Raw genomic sequence first — 17654 nt, 5'->3', positions numbered from 1 at the left:
CTCCTGAAACTCCTGCTCTCCTCAGCGGCAAAAATCTGCGCGTGATCCGCGCGCAGCGGGTCTCAGCCGTGCGCTTCCTTGCTGCACGTGCAGTCGAAGCATCCGTGGGTCGCGCAGGTGCCGCAGGCGCGCGCGACCTGGGCGCGGAGCGCCTCGCGCGCGCGGTGCGCCCGCACTGCCGCGTTGTTCGGCGTGATGCCCTGCGCGCCCGCGTAGTCCTTCACGCTGCGCCCCTCGACCTCGACCTCGCGCAGGATCTCCGCGTACTCCGGCTTGAGCGTGGTCGCGATCTCGGTGATGCAGCCGCACACCGTCGCGCGCAGCGCCTCGGCCTCGGGCGCCTCTTCGTCGAGCTCGCGCGCCAGGGCCTCGAGCGCGCGCGCCTCGGTGCCCCGGCGGCGGTGATGATCGATGATCGCGTTGCGCAGGACGCGATAGAACCACGCGGTCGCCGACTCGTCCTCGCGCAGCGCGCCGCCGCGCTCGATGCCGCGGACGAACGCGTCCTGGAGGATCTCCTCGGCGACCGCGCGCGAGCTGACGCGGCGCTCGACGAACGCGAGGAACTGACGGTGCGAGGCGACGAGGGTGTCCAGCGTGGCGCGATCCACGCGGGAGCTATGGGGCGTGCTCGCCGTTAGGTCGAGGGGATCAGCTCGCGGTGAAGTCTCTGAGATCGATGCGGCGGGTGCGGCGCCAGTAGTCGAACGTGAAGCCCGGCCACGTGAGCGCGTTCTTTCCGTCGCCCGCCGCGAGATACCAGCTCTGACATCCCGATGACCACACGGTCTGGCGAAGCTTCTCCTCGAGCGCGCGGTTGAACGCAGCCTGCACGCCCGGGCGCACGTCGAGCGCGCGGAGCCGCTTGTCGCGCAGCGTCTCGATGCACTGCCGCGCATAACGCGCCTGCGCCTCGATCATGAAGACCATCGAGTTGTGTCCGAGCCCGGTGTTCGGGCCCATCAGCAGGTAGAGGTTCGGGAAGCCCGACACCGTGATCCCGAGGTACGCCTCGGGCGCGGTGTCGCGCCACACGTCGTTCAGGCGCTGCCCCTCGCTGCCGACGATCGTGATCGGCGACAGGTACTCCGCGACCGCGAAGCCGGTGCCGTACACGATCGCGTCGACCTCGCGCAGCGTGCCGTCGCCGGCGCGCACGCCCTTCGGCTCGATCGCCGCGATGCCCTCGGTGACGAGCTCGACGTTGGGGCGACAGAGCGCGGGGTAGTAGTCGTTCGAGGGCAGCACGCGCTTGCAGCCCATCACGTACTTCGGCGTGAGCTTCGTGCGCAGCACCGGATCGGCCACGCAGTGCTCGAGGTATCGCTTCGCGAGCAGCGCCGCGAGCTCCATGATGCGCGGCTCCATCACGAAGCCGACCGCGCGCGCCTCGTGCTGCCAGTAGAGCAGCGCGCGATGCGCGCGCATCAGCGCGGGCGAGCGCGCGAAGAGCGCGCGGATGCGCGGCGGGATCGCGCGATCCGCCTTGGGCACGATCCACGGCGGCGTGCGCTGGAAGACGTGCAGCTTCGAGACGTCCTTCGCGATCTGCGGGACGAGCTGGATCGCGCTCGCGCCGGTGCCGATCACCGCGACGCGCTTGCCGCGCAGATCGACGTCGTGCCTCCACGTCGCGGAGTGCCAGCTCGGGCCCGCGAACGAGTCGCGCCCCTCGATCGACGGGTACTGCGGGATGTGCAGGCCGCCGCAGCCGAGCACGAGCGAGCGCGCGCGCACCGTCTCGCCGTTCTTCGCGCGAATGGTCCAGGTGCCGGTCGTCGCGTCCCAGCGCGCGTCGTCGATCTCCGCGCCGAACGTGATGTGTCGATAGAGCCCGTGCGCGCGCGCGGTGTCGCGCAGGTACTCGAGGATCTCGGGCTGTCGCGAGTACGAGCGCGTCCAGCGCGCGTTCGGCGCGAACGAGAACGAGTAGAGGTGCGAGGGGATGTCGCACGCGGCGCCGGGATACGTGTTCTCGCGCCACGTGCCGCCGACGTCGTGCGCCTTCTCGAAGATGCGGAAGCGCTCGATGCCTGCGCGCTGGAGCTGCACGCCCATCGCGATGCCGCTGAACCCGCTGCCGACGATCGCGACCTCGAGCTCCTCGTGACGCTGCTGGTCCACGCATTCCTCCTGTCGTCAGAGCTGCCAACAAGACTGTTGAACATAGTTCAATAGATGTCCAGGACAATTTCCGAGGAGAGCAGGAGGGATAGGAACACCACGTCGACGAGCCCGCGTGTGACTCACCGAGCACCGAGTCGAGTCGCACGACGAGCTCGGTGCCGTGGTGTTCCCAACCCTCCTGCTCTCCTTGGTGGCTCGGAAATCCCGACGAGGAACGCGCTGCGCGCCGTGTGCGGAGAATGTGCGAGGCTCCGCGCGCCATGCGTCGACATCCAATCGTCTCACTCGCCGTCCTGCTCTCGTTGATCGCGTGCTCGGCGCAGGAGCGCGTGGTGCGCGACGAGACGCACATCACGGTGCGCGCGACCGCGCCCGAGACGCGTGGCGGTGTGCGGGTCGCGCGGGCGCCCGAGGGTGCGATCCACGAGCTGCCCGACATCGGTCGGGCGCGCGAGGTCGCGCTCGGCGAGAACGGAGAGCGCTGCGCGCTGCTCGACGACGGAAGCGTGTGGTGCTGGGACGCCGACGCTCGCGACCGCGTGCCCTCGCGCATCGAGGGGCTCGATCCGGTCACGCATCTGTACGGCGGACAGGGCGCGTTCTGCGGCGTCGGCGAGGGCGGTCGCGTGTCGTGCTGGGGCGCGATCGGCGTCGGCGGCTCGCGGTGGTCGCGCCCCGACGTGCTCGCGATCCCGCCGCCGAGCGCGATGGCGTTCGGCGTGAGCGGTGGCTGCGCGATCGTGGAGGACGGGACGGTGCGCTGCTGGGGCACCGCGTGGAACGGCCACACGTCGCTGCCGCTCTCGTCGATCGAGACGATCCCGCGCCTCGCGGGGGTGATCGCGCTCGACGCGTACGATCTCTCGCGCTGCGCGCTGACCCGCGCGCACGAGATCCTGTGCTGGGGCTGGGAGCGCTTCCACCACATGGGCGAGCGGCGCGACGACGGCTTGTACGAGCACCGCGCGATCCGCGATGCGATCGACGTCGCGCTCACGCGCGAGAACCTGTGGTGGGTCACGCGCGACGGGCACGTGCGCGGGATGATCCGCGGCCCCGAGGATCGTCGTCGCAGCGGCAGCCATCGCTACGACGCGGTCGACGTGCGCGGCATCGAGGACGCGGTCGCGATCGAGAGCGCGGGCGCGACGCTCTGCGCGTTCACGCGCGAGGGCGCGCTGTGGTGCTTCGAGGCGGGCACGCGCGAGGCACGGGTGCAGCCGGTGACGAACGTGCGCGCGCTCGTGAGCACCGAGCGCAGCGGCGCGATCTGCGCGGGCACGACCGAGGGCGGATGGCACTGCAAGGAGCGCGACGGATCGTGGGCGCCGCTCGCGTGGGGACCGCGCGTCGAGGCGCCGCCGAGCGTGAGCGCGGCCGGGCCGGTCTGCGGGTACGGTCCCGATCGCGTCCCGGTCGAGGCGCTGAGCGCGGGCTACGGGCACTTCTGCGTGCGGCTCGGGGACGGCGCGGTGCGGTGCTGGGGGCTCAACCAGTCGGGACAGACCGGCGGTCCGATGGCGGGCGATCCCGTGAGCTCGCGCGCGCCCGGCGTGCCGCGCCCCGCGACGACGATCGCGACCGGGCTCCACTTCTCGTGCGCGATCACCGACGACGCATCGCTGTGGTGCTGGGGGCAGGGCGGTCACGGGCAGCTCGGGCGAGGCGATCGCCGCAACTCGAGCACGCCGATGCAGGTCGCGCTGCGCGGTCGTGTCGAGGCGATCGCGACCGGGCGCATGCACGCGTGCGCGCGGACCCAGGGCGCTCAGGTGTGGTGCTGGGGCGCGAACGATCACGGGCAGCTCGGCGACGGAACGAGCGAGCTGCGCACGACGCCGGTGCGGGTGCGCGGGCTCGGCGCGGCGAGCGCGATCGCGGCGGGGCCCGACGCGACGTGCGCGGTCGATCGCGGGAACGTCGCGTGCTGGGGCGGCGCGACCGCCTCGGCGCCGCCGCACGCGATCGAGGGGGTCGACGGGAGCGCGGTGCGCTCGCTCGCGGTCGCGCAGGGCGCGGCGTGTGCGCTGCTGAACGACGGAAGCGTGTCGTGCTGGGGCAGCGGCGCCGAGGGGCAGCTCGGCGCGGCGCAGAGCGTGGAGTCGGCGCGCGCGGTGCGCATCGAGGGCATCCCTCCGGCGCGCACGATCGCAGCGTACGAGGCGGAGATCTGCATCTCGGGCGACGACGGCAGCGCGTGGTGCTGGGGTCGCGCGTCGTCGCGTCGTGGCGCGTCGTCGTCGCGTCGTGCGGCGTCCGAGCCGCCGCCGGGGGTGCCGCGACGCATCGAGTGGCTCGATCAGGTGATCGCGATCGCGCCCGGATATCACGAGGTCTGTGCGGCGCAGCAGACCGGCGGCGTGTGCTGCTGGGATGCCGGGGCGCCGCGTCCGGTCACGTGGTGAGCGCGCGCGCGACGGCGTCGATCACGCGCCGTGCGTCGCGGCGCTTCACGTCTTCGAGCGTGCGCATCCGCGCGACGAGCGCGCTCGCCACCTCGTCGCCGAGCTGCGCTCTCGCCGCGTGCAGGAGCGCGCGCTCGGTCCGCTGGTCGAAGGGCAGGGCGCGGAGCGCCGCGATGATCGCGTCGCCGTGACGTGGATCGATCGCGCGCGCGGCGATCATCTGCGAGAGGCGATCGCGGATCGTGACGAGCGGGAGCGCGACGTAGCGCATCTCGGCGTCGAACGTCGCGGTGACCTCGTCGTCGTCGGTGAGCACGCCGTCGCGGAACGCTTCGAACACCTCGCCCACGCCCTCGACGTCGTTCGGGCGCTCGACCGCGCGCAGCGCGCCGAGGCTCGCGCCGCCGATCAGTCGCGCGCCGGTGCGCGCGGCATCGCGCACCTCACCGGGCGAGACCGCGAGCTCTCCGACGAGCACTCCGTCGATCAAGCCGATCACGTCTACGCCGCGGCGCGCTGCCTCGAGCACGTCGCCGCGACGCGCCGGCGGCGCGTAGGCGATCTCGCTCCGCGCCGGCGGATCGGGCAGCGAGGGCCCGATGAAGACTAGACCGCGCGCAGCCACGACCGCAGCCTCGCTCCCGCGCGTGTGGGATCGAGCGCCCACGACTCGAGCCCCGGCGCGACGACGCGCGCGACGAACGCGGGGACGTCGGGCGGCGAGAGGTCGATCGTGATCGCACCGGGCAGGCCGGCCGCGCGCAGCCGCGCGTCGAGGTCGTCGTCGTCGACGCTCGCGGGCCACGTCGCGCCGCGTGATCGATCGTGCTCGACGAACCAGCGATGCGGTCTCTCGCCGCGCGGCGCGAGATCTTCGCGCGCGCCCTGGAGATCGGTCACGCGGCTCTGCGCGGCCTCGAGCACCGCGCGCTCGAGCGCGACCTCGGCGCGCAGGTGGCTCGCGGCACCGACGTGCGCGAGCGATCCATCGTCGATCACCGCGAGCACGCTGGGGATCCCGAGATCGTGCGTGAGGTCGTGGAGCACGAGCGAGAGGCCCGCGCGCGCGACTCGCTCGAGGAGCGGTGTCGCGGCGGCATCGAGGTGAGGAATGCGACCGCCACGTCCGATCGACACCAGCGCGAGGGCCCGCGCCCACGCGTCGCGCTCGACGCACTCGAGCAAGCCGTGGAGCACCGCGCGGTCCCACGTCTCGCCGCTCGCGAGACCGGTGGTGCTCGGTGCTGCGAGCAGCACGCGATCGGGCGCGGGCACGAACGGAAAGAACACCAGGTCGGCGGGCACCCAGACCGGCTCGCCGGTCGCGAGCCACGCGCCACGACACCACTCGAGCGGCGCGTCCAGCACGTCGCGATCGACCCACGTCCCGAGCGCGAGCGATGCGAGATCGAGCGCTGCGTCGCCGAGCTCCGCGGCGCGCGCGATGTGCGTCGCGATGCGTGCCCGGCATGGCTCCGCGGCGTGTCGCTCGAGCGCCTCGGCGAGCGCGCCCGCTTCGGCCTCGGTGCGAGTCCGGCCCTTGCCGCTGGCCACCGAGATCGACTCGCCCTCGACGTCGTCGCGCAGCGCGGTCGCGGTCTCGATGCCGAGCACGTCGAGCGCGGTCGTCGAGCCGAAGCGCGTCACGCCGAACGCGCGGCGGTGCGACGCGAGCACGTCGCGCCAGCGATCAGCGTCGCTCGTGCTCGGCGCGCCGGGGCGCATCGGCGTCGCTCTCGCCCGCGCGGATCGCGCGTCCATCGCGCACCACCGCGACCTGGGCGTACGCGCCGCGCGGTTGGGTCACCGGCTTCGGCAGGCTCGTCTCGAGCGCGCTCATCGTTCTCCTCCTCAGCTGAGCTCGTTGCGAACGATCTTGTCGAAGCGCGCGAGCCACGCGACGTGGCCCACGACCATCGGCAACGACCAGAGGTTGTCCCGGACCTGGTCCGCGAGGAAGCGCTTCAGGTCACCGTCGGCGACCGGCGCGACCTGCTTCGCCGCGGCGATCGCGGCGCTGCCCGCGGCCGTGATGCTCGCGCGGCGCGCGTGCAGGCTCGCGATCTCGCGCGCGGCGGGATCGCTCTCGAGCTTCGCCGGCACCGCGCGCACCTGATCGCGGGCGCGATCCAGCTCCGCGCGCTCTCCGTCGCCGAGCTTGCGCTCCACGTCGGCGAGCGCGCTCACCGTGCGATCGCGGCGATCCACGATCTCTTCGATCACGTGCGACGAGGGGCTCGTGTCGGGCCACTTCATCTTCGCCGCGAGGCGCGTCGCCAGCAGCCGTCGCTCGAGCGCGTCGAGCTCGGTGAGCGGGGCGTTCACGACCGCGCTGTCGCGCACCGCCAGGACGACTCGCCGCGCGCGCTCCTCGACGCCCGAGCGATCCGCGTCGCGCGGAGGCACCACGATCCGCGCGAGCGCGTCCCAGTCCGCGCCCGCTGCGTCGTCGGCGCCGAGCGCCGTCAAGCTGCGCGCGCGCCAGTAGCGCGACATCTCCTCGCTCGTGTGCTCCGCCACGCGGAGCGAGCTCCGCAGCCCGTTCGCGAGCGCGGCGCGCACCCGCGCGTCGGTGGCGTCGGTGCGCGTCCGCAGCGCGCCGAGGATCGCGCCCGCCGCGGCCGACCACAGCAGCGCGAGGTCGGGATGTGCCGCGACGCTGCCGGCGAGCCGCACCAGCTCCGAGCCGAGCTCGCGCGCGCGGTCCTCGCGCTCCAGCGGATCTTCGAGGCGAGCGAGCGCGTCGACGAGCGCGCCGCGCGCCGCGTCGCGCGTGGGCCAGCCCCAGAGCAGCTGGCCGATCGCCGCGCGATCCTCGCGCGCGTCGCGGCGCTCGTCCGGCCCCTCGTCGATCAGCGCGAGCATCGCCTGCGCGAACCGCTCGTCCTCGTCGCGCCACTCCGCGCGGCGCGAGAGCTCGCTCGCGACGATCGCCGCCGCACCGTGGAGATGCTTGATGTTGCGGGCACGGGGCGGGTGCTCGTTGGTGCCCGCGAGGTCGCGCAGCCGCGCGCGCAGCAGCGTCCCATCGGGCCGCGGCGTGACCTGGATCTCGGCACGGCCCGCGGCGGTCGGCGCGACCACGCGCACACGGCCGAGCTGGGTCTCGCGGATCAGGCCGTGCTCGAGCAACGTCGCGGTGATCCGCGAGATCATCGACTGCGTCGAGCCGGTGACCTCGCCGAACACCGCCTTCGCGAGGTCGCCCTTCGAGAGGGGCGCGTCGGCGGCGACGAGCGCGGTGAGCGCGCGCCGCTCGTTGCTCTTCAGCTCCGACCTCATGTCCAGATCCTTGAGCGTCGGTCAAGTGTTCGTCAAGTGTCCGATCAAGCGTCGCTGGTGTCGAGCTCGAACGGCCATGCGCCGGGCTCGCGCTCGACGACGATCGGGTGCTCGGCGCGGAGCTCCTCGGCGCTCTCGCTGAAGAGCACCAGCTGGAAGCGCTCACCGAGAGCCGCCCACGCGGCGAGGGTCTCGTCGCGATCGTCGAGCACCGAGCCCGCGACGATCAGCTCGGCCGACGCGCAGAGCACCCGCATCATCGCGTGCGACGCGGGATTCTCGGGCCTCGCAACCACGGGGACGATCGCGACCACGGGACCTTCGTCGAAGCGCAGCACGATGGGCAGCGGCGCTGCGCCGACACCGTCGACCGACACCGCGCCCTCCACGTACGTCACGAGCGCGCCTTCGATCGACAATGCGCTCGGTGCATGGAAGCGGATGCGCACCTTGTTGCCCGCGAGCGCCGGCATCGCGCGCAGAAGGACCCGCGGCTCGGCGCGGCGCTCACTCGCGATGCGCGCCTCGTTCGTGGGCCGCTCTCGTGCCGCTTCGTGGGCGCGCAGTGCGTCGACGGTGTCGTTCGACGCGGCGTCGTCGGGGAGCAGGCCCGCGCGATCCGCGCCGATGCGCGCGACGAACGCGTCGGCGTAGAGCGTACGGTCGCGCAGCACCACGATGCGATCGCGCTCGGCATCTCCGTCGCGCACGCGATCGCGGTGCACCCACTTCGCGGCGCCGATCACCTGGCCGCGCTGGTACGCGAAGCCCGTCACGTCCTTCGCGGCGAGCATCGCCACGAGCAGCCGGTTGATCGCGAACGCCGACGGATTGCCGTGGGGCGCGTCGGTCGCGCCGAGCAGCGTCGCGCGCGTGCCCTCGCGCAGCCCGCTGCCGTCGTCGAGCAGATCGCGCAGCGCGGGGAGCGTCGCGGCGATGCGATCGAGCTCCTTCACTCCGTCGCCGCTCCGCTGCGCGCGCCGCACGCAGGTCGCGAGATCGTCGGGCTCGGTCACCGGCCATCGCTCCTCGAGCCGCCGCACCAGGGTCGCGAGCGCCGAGTGATCGACGAGGTTGCGAAGGCGGATGCGCAGCAGATCGGTGAGCGCACCGTCGCCGTTGCCCGCGACCGCGAAGTGCCGCACGTCGCCGCGGCGGTACGGGTCTTCGCGATCGAGCGTGTCGTCGTGCCAGTACGACTCGTTCATCGCGCCGCTCATCCGGCGCTCGAGGCCGGGCCCGGTCGCGATCACCAGCGCGTCGAAGTCGCGCTCCTCGGGCTCGCGCCCCGGGCACGTCGTCTCCACCAGCACGAGCTTCGCGCGCTCTTCGATCCCGACGAGGTCGGTGCGCACCTCGGTGCGGATCGTCCGCGCGAAGCGCTTCCACTCGCGCATGAGCGCGCAGTAGACGTCGTGCGCCGCGCCGGCGCGCCAGTTCATCGCGGGGAAGAGCGTGTGCGGGCGCTCCCACGAGGGATCGGGCCACGTGAAGAAGTGCGGGTGCAGCCAGCGCGTGCGGCATCCGCGCAGGCTCGCGAGCACCTCGGCCTGTCGCTCGGTCACGACGATCGAGCACCGGCCTCCGCGCAGCTCGTGGTAGACGGCCGCGAACGTGAGGCCCGCGAGGCCCGCGCCCACCACGCACACGCGCTCGGGCGCGCTCGTCTCGCTCAGCCACTCCGCGAGGTTGCACGCGCGCTGTTGTTGGTGGCGCAGCGTGACGAAGCGCTCGCCGCGGACCGGCACCAGCGTGAACAACCGCGCGGTGCCTGGCACGAGGAAGCCCTCGAGCTCGGTCGGCCAGATCATGGGCGCGGGATTCTCGCGGAGGGGATGCGAGGGGACCAGATCCCGGAGAGCGGACTGTGCACGCGACGGAAAGTGCCGTCGCCGTTCACGTCGCCGTTCACGTCAACGTCGACGACGCCGTCGTGGTCGTGGACGTGGTCGGCGACGGCGACGGCTCTCTCAGCCCACCAGCCGATCGCGTACCAGCTCGCCGAGCAGCAGGCCCGCCGCGACCGCGACGTTGAGCGACTCGATCGCGCCGCTGCCGGGGATCGCGACGATCGCGTCGCACTGCGCGCGCACGCGCGGCGAGAGGCCCTCGCGCTCGTGGCCCATCACGAGGATCGCGGGGCGCCGGAACGCGAAGCCGAGCGCGCCCGTCTGCGCTGCGCCGTCGGCGCCGACGACCTGCACGCCCGCGCCGCGCAGTCGCTCGAGCGTCGCGGCGAGATCGGTGGTGCGCGAGAGCGCGAGGTGCTCGGTGCCGCCCTCGGCCACGCGGATCGCATCCGACGCGAGCGCGGGATGCGGCGCGATCGCGCCGAGCAGCGCGGCGTCGATCCCGAAGAACGCGGCGGTGCGCAGGATCGCGCCGACGTTGTAGGGATTGCGCACGCGATCGAGCGCGACCGCAGCGCCCTTGCCGCGCACCAGGCGCTCGCTCAGCTCGGCCGCGGGCACCCAGCGACGCGGGCGCGCGACGACGACGAGCCCCTCGTGATGCGTCGAGCCCGAGAGCCGCGCGAGCTCGGCGTCGCTCGCGCTCGATGCGACGCGCTGTGCCGGAGACCCGCGGAGGACCTCGCCGAGCTCGCCCTGCACGGCGGGCGCGAACGCGATCCGCAGCACGTCGCCGGGGCGCTTCGCGATCAGCGCGATGCCCGCCCGCAGCCCGAACGTGACCTCGTCGCCGGCGCCCGCGATGGGACGAGGCGGGCCCTGTCGTTCGGGCGGTCGCGGGCGATCGGGCGAGCGAGGACGGCGCGGCTTCATCGGCGCGCCGTGGTACCGCGGATCGCGCGCGTTGTCGCGTGCCGGCGTGCAGCTAGAGTCGGCGCGATGACGACTCCGCTCGTGCTCTCGTACGCCGGCTGCGGCACTTGCAAGAAGGCGCTCAAGTGGCTCTCGGATCGCAGCGTCGCGATCACGCTGCGCCCGATCGTCGATCAGCCTCCGACGCCCGCCGAGCTCGCGAAGTGGATCCCCGCGAGCGGGCTCTCGGTGCGCAAGTGGCTCAACACCAGCGGTCAGAGCTATCGCGCGCTGGGCAAGGAGAAGATCGACGCCACGGACGACGCGACGATCACGCGCTGGCTCTCGGAGGACGGCAAGCTCGTGAAGCGCCCGGTGCTCGTCCACGGCGGCAAGGTGCTCGTCGGGTTCAAGGAAGAGCAGTACGAGGCGCTCTTCCCGAAGCGCTGATCGCTCGAAGATTGCCGAAAACATCGGCTCGCCCGCCGGTCCCTACCGTCCGCGCGCGCGGCGCGCTCCCGTCCGGGACCTTCGGGACGAGCACTCCGGCAAAGGCTCATCGCACGACCACGCCGAGCTCGCGCGAGATGTCGCCGAGCGTCACGCGGAGGCGTGCGTCACCGCGCTGCAGCACGTCGTAGCGGACGCGCGCGCCCTGCACCGGCGAGAACGAGAAGAGCGCGTCGGTGCGGAGCTGGATCACGTCGGCTCCTTCGATCACCTGCCACCGGATCGCGTCGGCCGAGAGCATGGGTCCGCGCTCGTCGCGCGCCCGGCACACGAGCTGGGCATCGGGGCTGCTCCCGCTCGACGCGACGACGCCCGGCATCAGCAGCTCGATCGGATCGCTGGGCGCGAGCTGCGGCATGTCCCACAGCACCTCGTCGTTGTTCGCGAGCGCGCCGCAGTCGAGCTCGGTCGCCTCACGCACCTCGACGTGGATGCGATCGATCTCCTCGCCGGTGAGGCGATCGCGCAGCCGCAGCGTCCCGGCGCCCGCGCTCACCGCCGTGATCTCGAAGAAGGCATCGGCGGGGTCGTTCGCGATCACGTCGTAGAGCCCGAGACGAACGCTGCCCTCGGCCTCTGCGAACACGGTGTCTCCGTCGACGCCGACGACGTGCACGCGCGTGCTGGCGCCGACCGCGAGCGGCACGTCGAACGCGCATCCGCCGGCGAGGCCGGGACAGAGGCCGTCGTCGATCTGCCATTGCGAGCGGCCGAGCTCGCCGCGCGACCAGTCGCCGTCGAGCGCGAGATCGAAGCTGCACCCGACCAGCGCGAGCGCGGCGAACGAAGAGAAGAGAAGCGCACGAGAAGAAGAAGACACGGGCAAGCTCCTGTCGAAGTCGCGAGCGCTCCAGAGCGAGCTCCGTGCCACGCGTCGAATTGCGGAATTCGCGGCGAATTCGCCAGAGGCGTGACCGTGTGCCGGCTGTGCCGGCGTGCCTGGGATTCACGGTCCCCGCGATCAGCCGACGTCGCGGAAGGCGTTCTGCGCTTCCTTCTTCAGCTCGATGCGGTTCGACGCGATCACCCAGATGCGCTCGGCGTCGCTCGCGAAGCGCTCGACGTCGCCGGGCTCGAGCGCGAGCGCGTACGCGACCCGATCGCGCAGCGTCGCCGCGTCGCGCAGCCGCGCGAGGAGCTCGGCGTCGATCGCGCCGAGCGCAGCTTCGTGGCGGCGCACGAGCTCGCTCGCGTCGACGCTCGGATCGGCGTCGATCCCGAGATCGCCGAGCGCGATCTCGATCAAGCGCCAGCCCATGCGGATGCGGGTCGTCGGCGCGACGCGCCAGCGCGGGCGCCGCAGCACCTCGATGATCACGAGGCGCCGCACCGGCCTCCACGCGATCGCCGCCATCGCCGCGATCAGGAGGAGCCCGATCATCGCGGGGCACACCGCCTGCGCGAGGGCGCGCGCGGCGCGCTCGGCCTGTCCCGCGGCGTCTCCTTCTCCCTCGCCCTGCGCGGCCTGCTGCTCGCCTTCGCCCTCTTGCTCGCTCTCCTGCTGCTGCGACTGCGAGCTCCCCTCGCCCTCGCCCTCCTCGGGCCCGGTGCGGAAGAGATAGGGCGCGAGGAAGAGCGTGCCCGCGGTGAGCATCAGCCCGACGACGATCAGCGCGGCCCAGCCCATCACCGTGAGCCGAGGGCGCGCGGGACCGCGCTCGATCACCGTGCCCGCGAGCAGCGCGCGCGGCGCGTTCCTCCATCGATGCAGCCGATGCCGCTCGCGCATCACGAGGTACACGAGCAGCAGCGCGATGGTGAGGAACAGGATGAACGACGTGGTGACGTTCCAGATCGCCCACTTGTCGCCCTGCTCCCAGACGTCGACGCGATCGTCGCGCTCGAGGATCGCGAACATCGCGCCGGTGCCGTAGATGACCGGCACCCACGCCGCGAAGAGCGCGCGGCTCGATGCGAGGCTCCACGCGCCGCCGCTCACGAAGATCGGCGTCATGAAGAGCAGCGCGATCACGATCCCGCCGAGCGGACCGCCCGCGACGAGCGCGCCGCTCACGACGCAGCTGCCCGCGTACCAGAGCATCGTCGCGCAGCCGAGCGCGGAGCCGCGCACCCGCGCGATCGCGAGCGCCTGACCGATCAGCACGCCGATGATCGTCGAGACGCCGAGGACGACGAGCATCACCATCGCCTCGCCCGAGAACCCGTCGAGCACGAGCACCACGAGGTCGAAGATCGCGAGCATCACGACGACCCACGCGAGGTAGGTCAGCGCGGGGCGCGCGAGCTCCTTCGCGTCGCGCCGCCACGCCTCGCGCGTCGCGCTCACATCACACCTCCGGCGGCTCCCGACGAGACGCCGACGAGGCGATGCGCGATCGGCCCGGGCTCGAGCGTGTACACCGCGTCCCCACGCGCGATCAGCGCGGCGACGACGCTCTGCGCGCCGCGACGTACCCGCGCGCGCAGCCGCTGCCGCGCGTCGTAGCGTGCACGCTCGAACCGATAACGACGCCAGCGCGCACCGAGCGTGTTCTCGTCGCTGCCGACCGGGAAGGGCAGTCGGATCAACGCGAGCAGCTGCGTGCCGAGGCCCGCGCCGCCGAGATGGACGGTCCAGAAGCCGGGCTCGGGCGGGCCCAGCGCCTCCTCGGGCTTGCGATAGATCCACGTGAAGCGCTGGCCCTGGAAGGGCAGCGGCGGCGGTGCATCGAAGCGCGCGGAGACCGCGACGCCGTCGGTCGCGGGCCCGACGCTCTCGAGGAGCGCCGGCAGATCGAAACGATCCTGCCACCGCGCGCGCGCTCCGAGATCCTGCCAGCGCGTGCGCGGCGCGCGGCCCGACACGCTCTCGATCCGCCGCCCGCCGCGACCATCGTCGACCGCCGCGACGAGCGTCACCGCGTCGCCGCGATCGACGAGCTCCGCCGCGAGCGAGACCCACGTCTCGACGAGCGCGTCGAGCACGTCGGCGAGGCCCACCGCGTCGTCGCCGGTCCCGCGCCCGGGAAGGAACGAGTCGAGCACCAGCACCACGTTGCGCACCGACTGCTCGCGCGACTCGGGCATGCGCAGTGTGAGCCGTCCGGCGCGCACCGAGAGCTTCCAGTGGATGCGTCGCGTGTCGTCGCCGCGCGTGTACTCGCGGAACCGGAAGAAGTCCTCCTGCGGGAAGCGATGCGGGCGCACCACGACGTCGGGCGTCTGGTGCTTGCTGCGCGGTGGCTCGACGATCTCGAGCCGCCGGAAGCGCGGAAGTACTTTGAGCTCACACGATGCGACCGCGGCGACCGACACGCGCGTCAGGCCCAGCACGTCCTGGTAGCCGATCGTCGCGGGACCGAGGCGATAGAGGCCGCGCGGGCTGCGGCGCAGCTTGCCGCTGACGATCGCTTCCTGGGTGCGCACGCCGGCGCCGATCACGTGGCGCGTCTCGGTGCCGAGCTCGTCGGGCAGCACGTCCTCGACGAGCAGGTGATAGCCGGGCGGCACCGGCACGCCGATCAGGTGGAAGCGCTCTTCGCCGGGCTCGCCCGAGAGCACGACCGCGGGCGACATCTCGCGGCGCACGTTCGCCCGACGTCGCTCGGCCTCGCGCGCGAAGCCACGCACGAGGAACGCGGAGAGGAACGAGGTCACGCCGACCACGCCGTAGAAGAGGAGCAAGCCCATCGTCGCGACGAGCCCGAGATCGCCCCACTGGAAGCCGAGCGCCGCGACGAGGAACGCGAGCCCGGCGAAGAGCAGCGAGTACCCGCGCGGCGTGATCACCGCGGCGTGGCGCGCGAGCACGTCCATCCATCGCTCGAAGCCGAGCGCGATCGGCTCGCCTCGCTCCCGACGCTCGGCGCGCAGCTGCGCGACCTCGATGCGCGTCTTCCGCACGATGCCGACGAGCTGCATCAGGAAGACGGGGAACAGGAACACGACGGTGAACAGCAAGAGCGTGGGCGCGGTCTCCGCGACCTGAGAGACCTCGAGGAAGAGCGCAGCGACGAGCCCCACGACGATCGGGAGCGCGAAGGTCCCCGCGAGGTGGAACGCGACCTTCGCCATCGAGATCAGCGGATGCGGGCGCGCGCTCATGCTCGCGTGCCCCTGCCGAGGGATTGGTGGGCAGAACGCCGCACGTAGATCGGCTCGTGATGAAGCGATCGCGGTGGGTCGTGGCGCTCGCGCTCGCGGCGTGTGCGGGGCACGAGGCGGGACCGGCGGCGCCACCGCGCGACGTCGCGTGCTGGATCACCGGAGGCGGTCAGATCGAGCCGGGCGACGGCGCGCTCGTCGGGGGCGCGTTCGGTGGCCAGGCGAAGGCGTTCGAGCGCGGCGGCTTCGAGGGCGCGTGGACCCACGTGACGTTCGACGGCGATTGCTTCGACGGGCGCACGGTGTCGGAGGTCGTGTGCCTCGTCGGGCCCGGCGAGGAGCCGAGCATCGCGGTGTTCCACGGCACCGGCACCTGGAACGGCCACGACGGCTTCGCGTACCAGGTCACGATCCTCGATCGCGGTGAGCACGACGACGAGCACGAGCTCGTCGTGTGCGAGTCCGACGACGACGACTGCGGCGATGGGGGCGACGTCGTCGTGTACGAGGTGGGCGACACGCTCGCGCGCGGGAACCTGCAGATCCACTCGCCTCGCCCCTGATCCGCCGTGATCTGCGATCACGGCACCGGGACCTTCGCGAGCACCTCGTGCACGAAGCCGTGCGCGACGTCGCTCCCGCTGACGACCATGCGATGCGCGAGCACGTCGGCCGCGATCGCCTGCACGTCCTGCGGCGTGACGTAGTCGCGACCCTGGCTCATCGCGTGGGCCTGCGAGGTGCGCGCGAGCATGAGCACCGCGCGCGGCGAGGGCGGCGATAGAGCGCGCGCGTCGGCGCGGATCGCGTTCGCGAGCTCGACCAGGTACCGCTTGCCCTGCTCCGCGATGAAGATGCGCGGCACCGTCGCCTGCCACGCGAGGAAGTCCTCGCGGTGCACGACCGGGCGCAGGTGCTCGACCGGCGGATCTTCGGCGAGGTGCACGTCGAGCATCTCGACCTCCGCGTCGGGCGGCGGAAAGCCCATCGAGAGCTGCATCGTGAAGCGATCCATCTGCGCCGCGGGCAGCGCGTAGGTCCCCTCGTGATCGAGCGGGTTCATCGTCGCGATCGCGAGGAACGGCGGCTCCATGCGGTGCGTGGTGCCCTCCACCGTGACCGTTCCCTCGGCCATCACCTCGAGCAGCGCCGACTGCGTCTTCGGCGTCGCGCGGTTGAGCTCGTCGGCGAGCAGGAGGTTGGTGAAGACGGGACCGGGCTGGAACTCGAAGCTCTTGCTGCGGAGGTTGAAGACGTTCGTGCCCGTGATGTCCATCGGGAGGAGATCGGGCGTGAACTGGATGCGGCGGAAGCGGCAGTCGATCGACGCGGCGAGCGCGCGCGCGAGCATCGTCTTGCCGGTGCCGGGCACGTCCTTGAGGAGGACGTGGCCCTTGGCGGTCATCGCGAGGAGGACCTTCCGGATGATCTCGTCCTTGCCCTTGATGACGCGGGCGACGTTGGCGACGACGCCGTCGAACTGCTGTCGGAACGCAGCGACGCGCGCGGCGCGCTCGGCATCGGGCGCGTAGACGGCGGCGGGACGAGGATTCATGCGGTGAATGGCTCCGTGAGGTTCGATTCAGCGGACGAATAGGCGAGTCAGCGAGGACACGACGCGGCGGAGGCCGCGCTGGTGCTCGCGCTCGAGCTGGACACCGAGTGCTTCGAGCGCCTCGAGGGAGACGCCCCAGGCCCGCGCGAACTCGCGCGCGACGCGCCACTCGGTGGTGTCGCGCTCGCCGTCGACGAACGCGAGGCGCGCCATCGCCTCGATCACGAGCTGGGGATCGTGAGGCCAGCGGAGATCGTGCGGGCGCCACACCGCGAGGTCGTCGTCGCGCAGCGGCGGGTGGCCCCACCCGCGCAACGTCGCGTCGAGGAACGCGCGATCCGCGGGGCTCGCCTGTCCGTCGGCGAGCATCACCGCGCAGAGCGCGCGCGCCGAGACGCGCAGCGGCTGCTTGTGGAGCGGGATCGACTCGTGGGTGGTCGGGATGATCGGCGGGAGGCTGCGTCGGATCGAGATCGCGCTCTCCTGCGGGGCGTGGCGCACGAAGGGCGTGGTCGTGCGCGTCTCGTCGTCGACGGGCGCGGGCGCGTTCCCTCCGTCGCCCACTGCGCCGACGCCGGGGAACAGCCAGGCGATCGCGTCGAAGCTCGTCTCGACCGGCTCGCCGCGCGCGAGGCGCGCCGCGATCACGGAGGCGCCCTCGCCGGCTCCCCGACCGACCGCCGCGAAGTGGGCCTGCACGAAGCGCTCGACGTCGTCGTCGCCCTCGCTGCGCGCCCATCGTGCGAGCGCTGCGCGCGCGGCGGCCTCGTCGCCCTCGAAGCGCTCGCCCTCGAAGACCAGCGCGCCCTCGCGCTGCTCGCGCAGACAGAGGCGACACTTGCTCTCGAGCACCACGCCCGCGCCACCGCGCGCCGCGATGAGCTCGACGACCGACGACTCGACGCGGCACGCCGCGCAGTCGCTCAGCGCCTCGAACGCGTCGTCGCCCTCTGTCCCGCTCACCGCGCG

At 72.6% G+C, this 17654-nt stretch carries 16 protein-coding genes; 3 read left to right on the top strand and 13 right to left on the bottom strand.

Translation table 11 applies throughout. The features are described from left to right. Positions 1 to 62: 62 nt before the first annotated feature. Together I5071_RS26370 and I5071_RS26365 are read right to left on the bottom strand one after the other, a co-directional pair. A complete protein-coding gene (locus tag I5071_RS26370) occupies positions 63 to 611 on the bottom strand; it encodes an RNA polymerase sigma factor (RefSeq protein ID WP_236515606.1) in 549 nt (182 codons plus the stop codon). A 40-nt stretch (positions 612 to 651) separates the two neighbouring features. Further along, positions 652 to 2124: a flavin-containing monooxygenase gene (locus I5071_RS26365; RefSeq protein ID WP_236515605.1), complete on the bottom strand. Its 1473-nt coding sequence runs from the start codon at positions 2122 to 2124 to the stop codon at positions 652 to 654. A 263-nt stretch (positions 2125 to 2387) separates the two neighbouring features. On the opposite strand from I5071_RS26365, the gene I5071_RS26360 reads away from it, so the two are divergent. Continuing rightward, positions 2388 to 4532 (top strand): RCC1 domain-containing protein, encoded by a 2145-nt coding sequence (locus I5071_RS26360; protein ID WP_236515604.1) that lies wholly within the window; start codon positions 2388 to 2390, stop codon positions 4530 to 4532. Here I5071_RS26360 and I5071_RS26355 read toward each other — a convergent pair. The 6 genes from I5071_RS26355 to I5071_RS26330 form a co-directional block, all read right to left on the bottom strand. Beyond that, entirely contained in the window at positions 4522 to 5157 is a 636-nt protein-coding gene (locus I5071_RS26355; RefSeq protein WP_236515603.1) for a TfuA-like protein, read from the bottom strand. The genes I5071_RS26360 and I5071_RS26355 overlap by 11 nt on opposite strands. After that, entirely contained in the window at positions 5139 to 6257 is a 1119-nt protein-coding gene (locus tag I5071_RS26350; protein ID WP_236515602.1) for a YcaO-like family protein, read from the bottom strand. The genes I5071_RS26355 and I5071_RS26350 overlap by 19 nt, the downstream gene beginning before the upstream one ends. Then, positions 6223 to 6372, bottom strand: a complete 150-nt coding sequence (locus tag I5071_RS26345) for a hypothetical protein (protein WP_236515601.1) — start codon at positions 6370 to 6372, stop codon at positions 6223 to 6225. The genes I5071_RS26350 and I5071_RS26345 overlap by 35 nt, the downstream gene beginning before the upstream one ends. 11 nt (positions 6373 to 6383) lie before the next feature. Continuing rightward, positions 6384 to 7814, bottom strand: a complete 1431-nt coding sequence (locus tag I5071_RS26340) for a hypothetical protein (RefSeq protein ID WP_236515600.1) — start codon at positions 7812 to 7814, stop codon at positions 6384 to 6386. A gap of 44 nt (positions 7815 to 7858) precedes the next feature. Then, positions 7859 to 9625: a hypothetical protein gene (locus I5071_RS26335; RefSeq protein ID WP_236515599.1), complete on the bottom strand. Its 1767-nt coding sequence runs from the start codon at positions 9623 to 9625 to the stop codon at positions 7859 to 7861. Between the two features lie 159 nt (positions 9626 to 9784). Next, positions 9785 to 10597, bottom strand: coding sequence for a TrmH family RNA methyltransferase (locus I5071_RS26330; protein WP_236515598.1), 813 nt, complete (start codon positions 10595 to 10597; stop codon positions 9785 to 9787). A 66-nt stretch (positions 10598 to 10663) separates the two neighbouring features. Here I5071_RS26330 and I5071_RS26325 point away from each other — a divergent pair, with 66 nt between their 5' ends. After that, entirely contained in the window at positions 10664 to 11026 is a 363-nt protein-coding gene (locus I5071_RS26325) for a Spx/MgsR family RNA polymerase-binding regulatory protein (RefSeq protein ID WP_236515597.1), read from the top strand. A gap of 106 nt (positions 11027 to 11132) precedes the next feature. Here I5071_RS26325 and I5071_RS26320 read toward each other — a convergent pair whose 3' ends face one another. The 3 genes from I5071_RS26320 to I5071_RS26310 all read right to left on the bottom strand — a co-directional run bounded on the left by I5071_RS26320 (position 11133) and on the right by I5071_RS26310 (position 15130). Further along, positions 11133 to 11906 (bottom strand): hypothetical protein, encoded by a 774-nt coding sequence (locus I5071_RS26320; protein WP_236515596.1) that lies wholly within the window; start codon positions 11904 to 11906, stop codon positions 11133 to 11135. Positions 11907 to 12047: 141 nt separating this feature from the next. Continuing rightward, the gene (locus tag I5071_RS26315; RefSeq protein WP_236515595.1) at positions 12048 to 13373 is read right to left on the bottom strand and encodes a hypothetical protein; all 1326 of its coding nucleotides are present in this window, start codon (positions 13371 to 13373) and stop codon (positions 12048 to 12050) included. Next, on the bottom strand, positions 13370 to 15130 hold the full coding sequence (locus I5071_RS26310) for a DUF58 domain-containing protein (protein ID WP_236515594.1): 1761 nt from the start codon (positions 15128 to 15130) through the stop codon (positions 13370 to 13372). Before I5071_RS26310 ends, I5071_RS26315 begins: the two co-directional genes overlap by 4 nt. Positions 15131 to 15189: 59 nt before the next feature. On the opposite strand from I5071_RS26310, the gene I5071_RS26305 reads away from it, so the two are divergent. Next, positions 15190 to 15693, top strand: a complete 504-nt coding sequence (locus I5071_RS26305; protein ID WP_236515593.1) for a hypothetical protein — start codon at positions 15190 to 15192, stop codon at positions 15691 to 15693. Positions 15694 to 15710: 17 nt separating this feature from the next. On the opposite strand, the gene I5071_RS26300 is transcribed toward I5071_RS26305, so the two are convergent. Together I5071_RS26300 and I5071_RS26295 are read right to left on the bottom strand one after the other, a co-directional pair. Continuing rightward, positions 15711 to 16685 carry an AAA family ATPase gene (locus tag I5071_RS26300; protein ID WP_236515592.1) on the bottom strand — a complete coding sequence of 325 codons (975 nt, stop codon included), beginning with the start codon at positions 16683 to 16685 and terminating at the stop codon, positions 15711 to 15713. Between the two features lie 27 nt (positions 16686 to 16712). Further along, the gene (locus tag I5071_RS26295) at positions 16713 to 17648 is read right to left on the bottom strand and encodes a hypothetical protein (protein WP_236515591.1); all 936 of its coding nucleotides are present in this window, start codon (positions 17646 to 17648) and stop codon (positions 16713 to 16715) included. Positions 17649 to 17654 lie beyond the last annotated feature (6 nt).

Origin of the sequence: Sandaracinus amylolyticus (assembly GCF_021631985.1) — a bacterium.
Taxonomy (GTDB): domain Bacteria; phylum Myxococcota_A; class Polyangia; order Polyangiales; family Sandaracinaceae; genus Sandaracinus; species Sandaracinus amylolyticus_A.
Note: the sequence above shows the minus strand (reverse complement) of the source record. Positions and strands in the feature narration are given on the sequence as shown.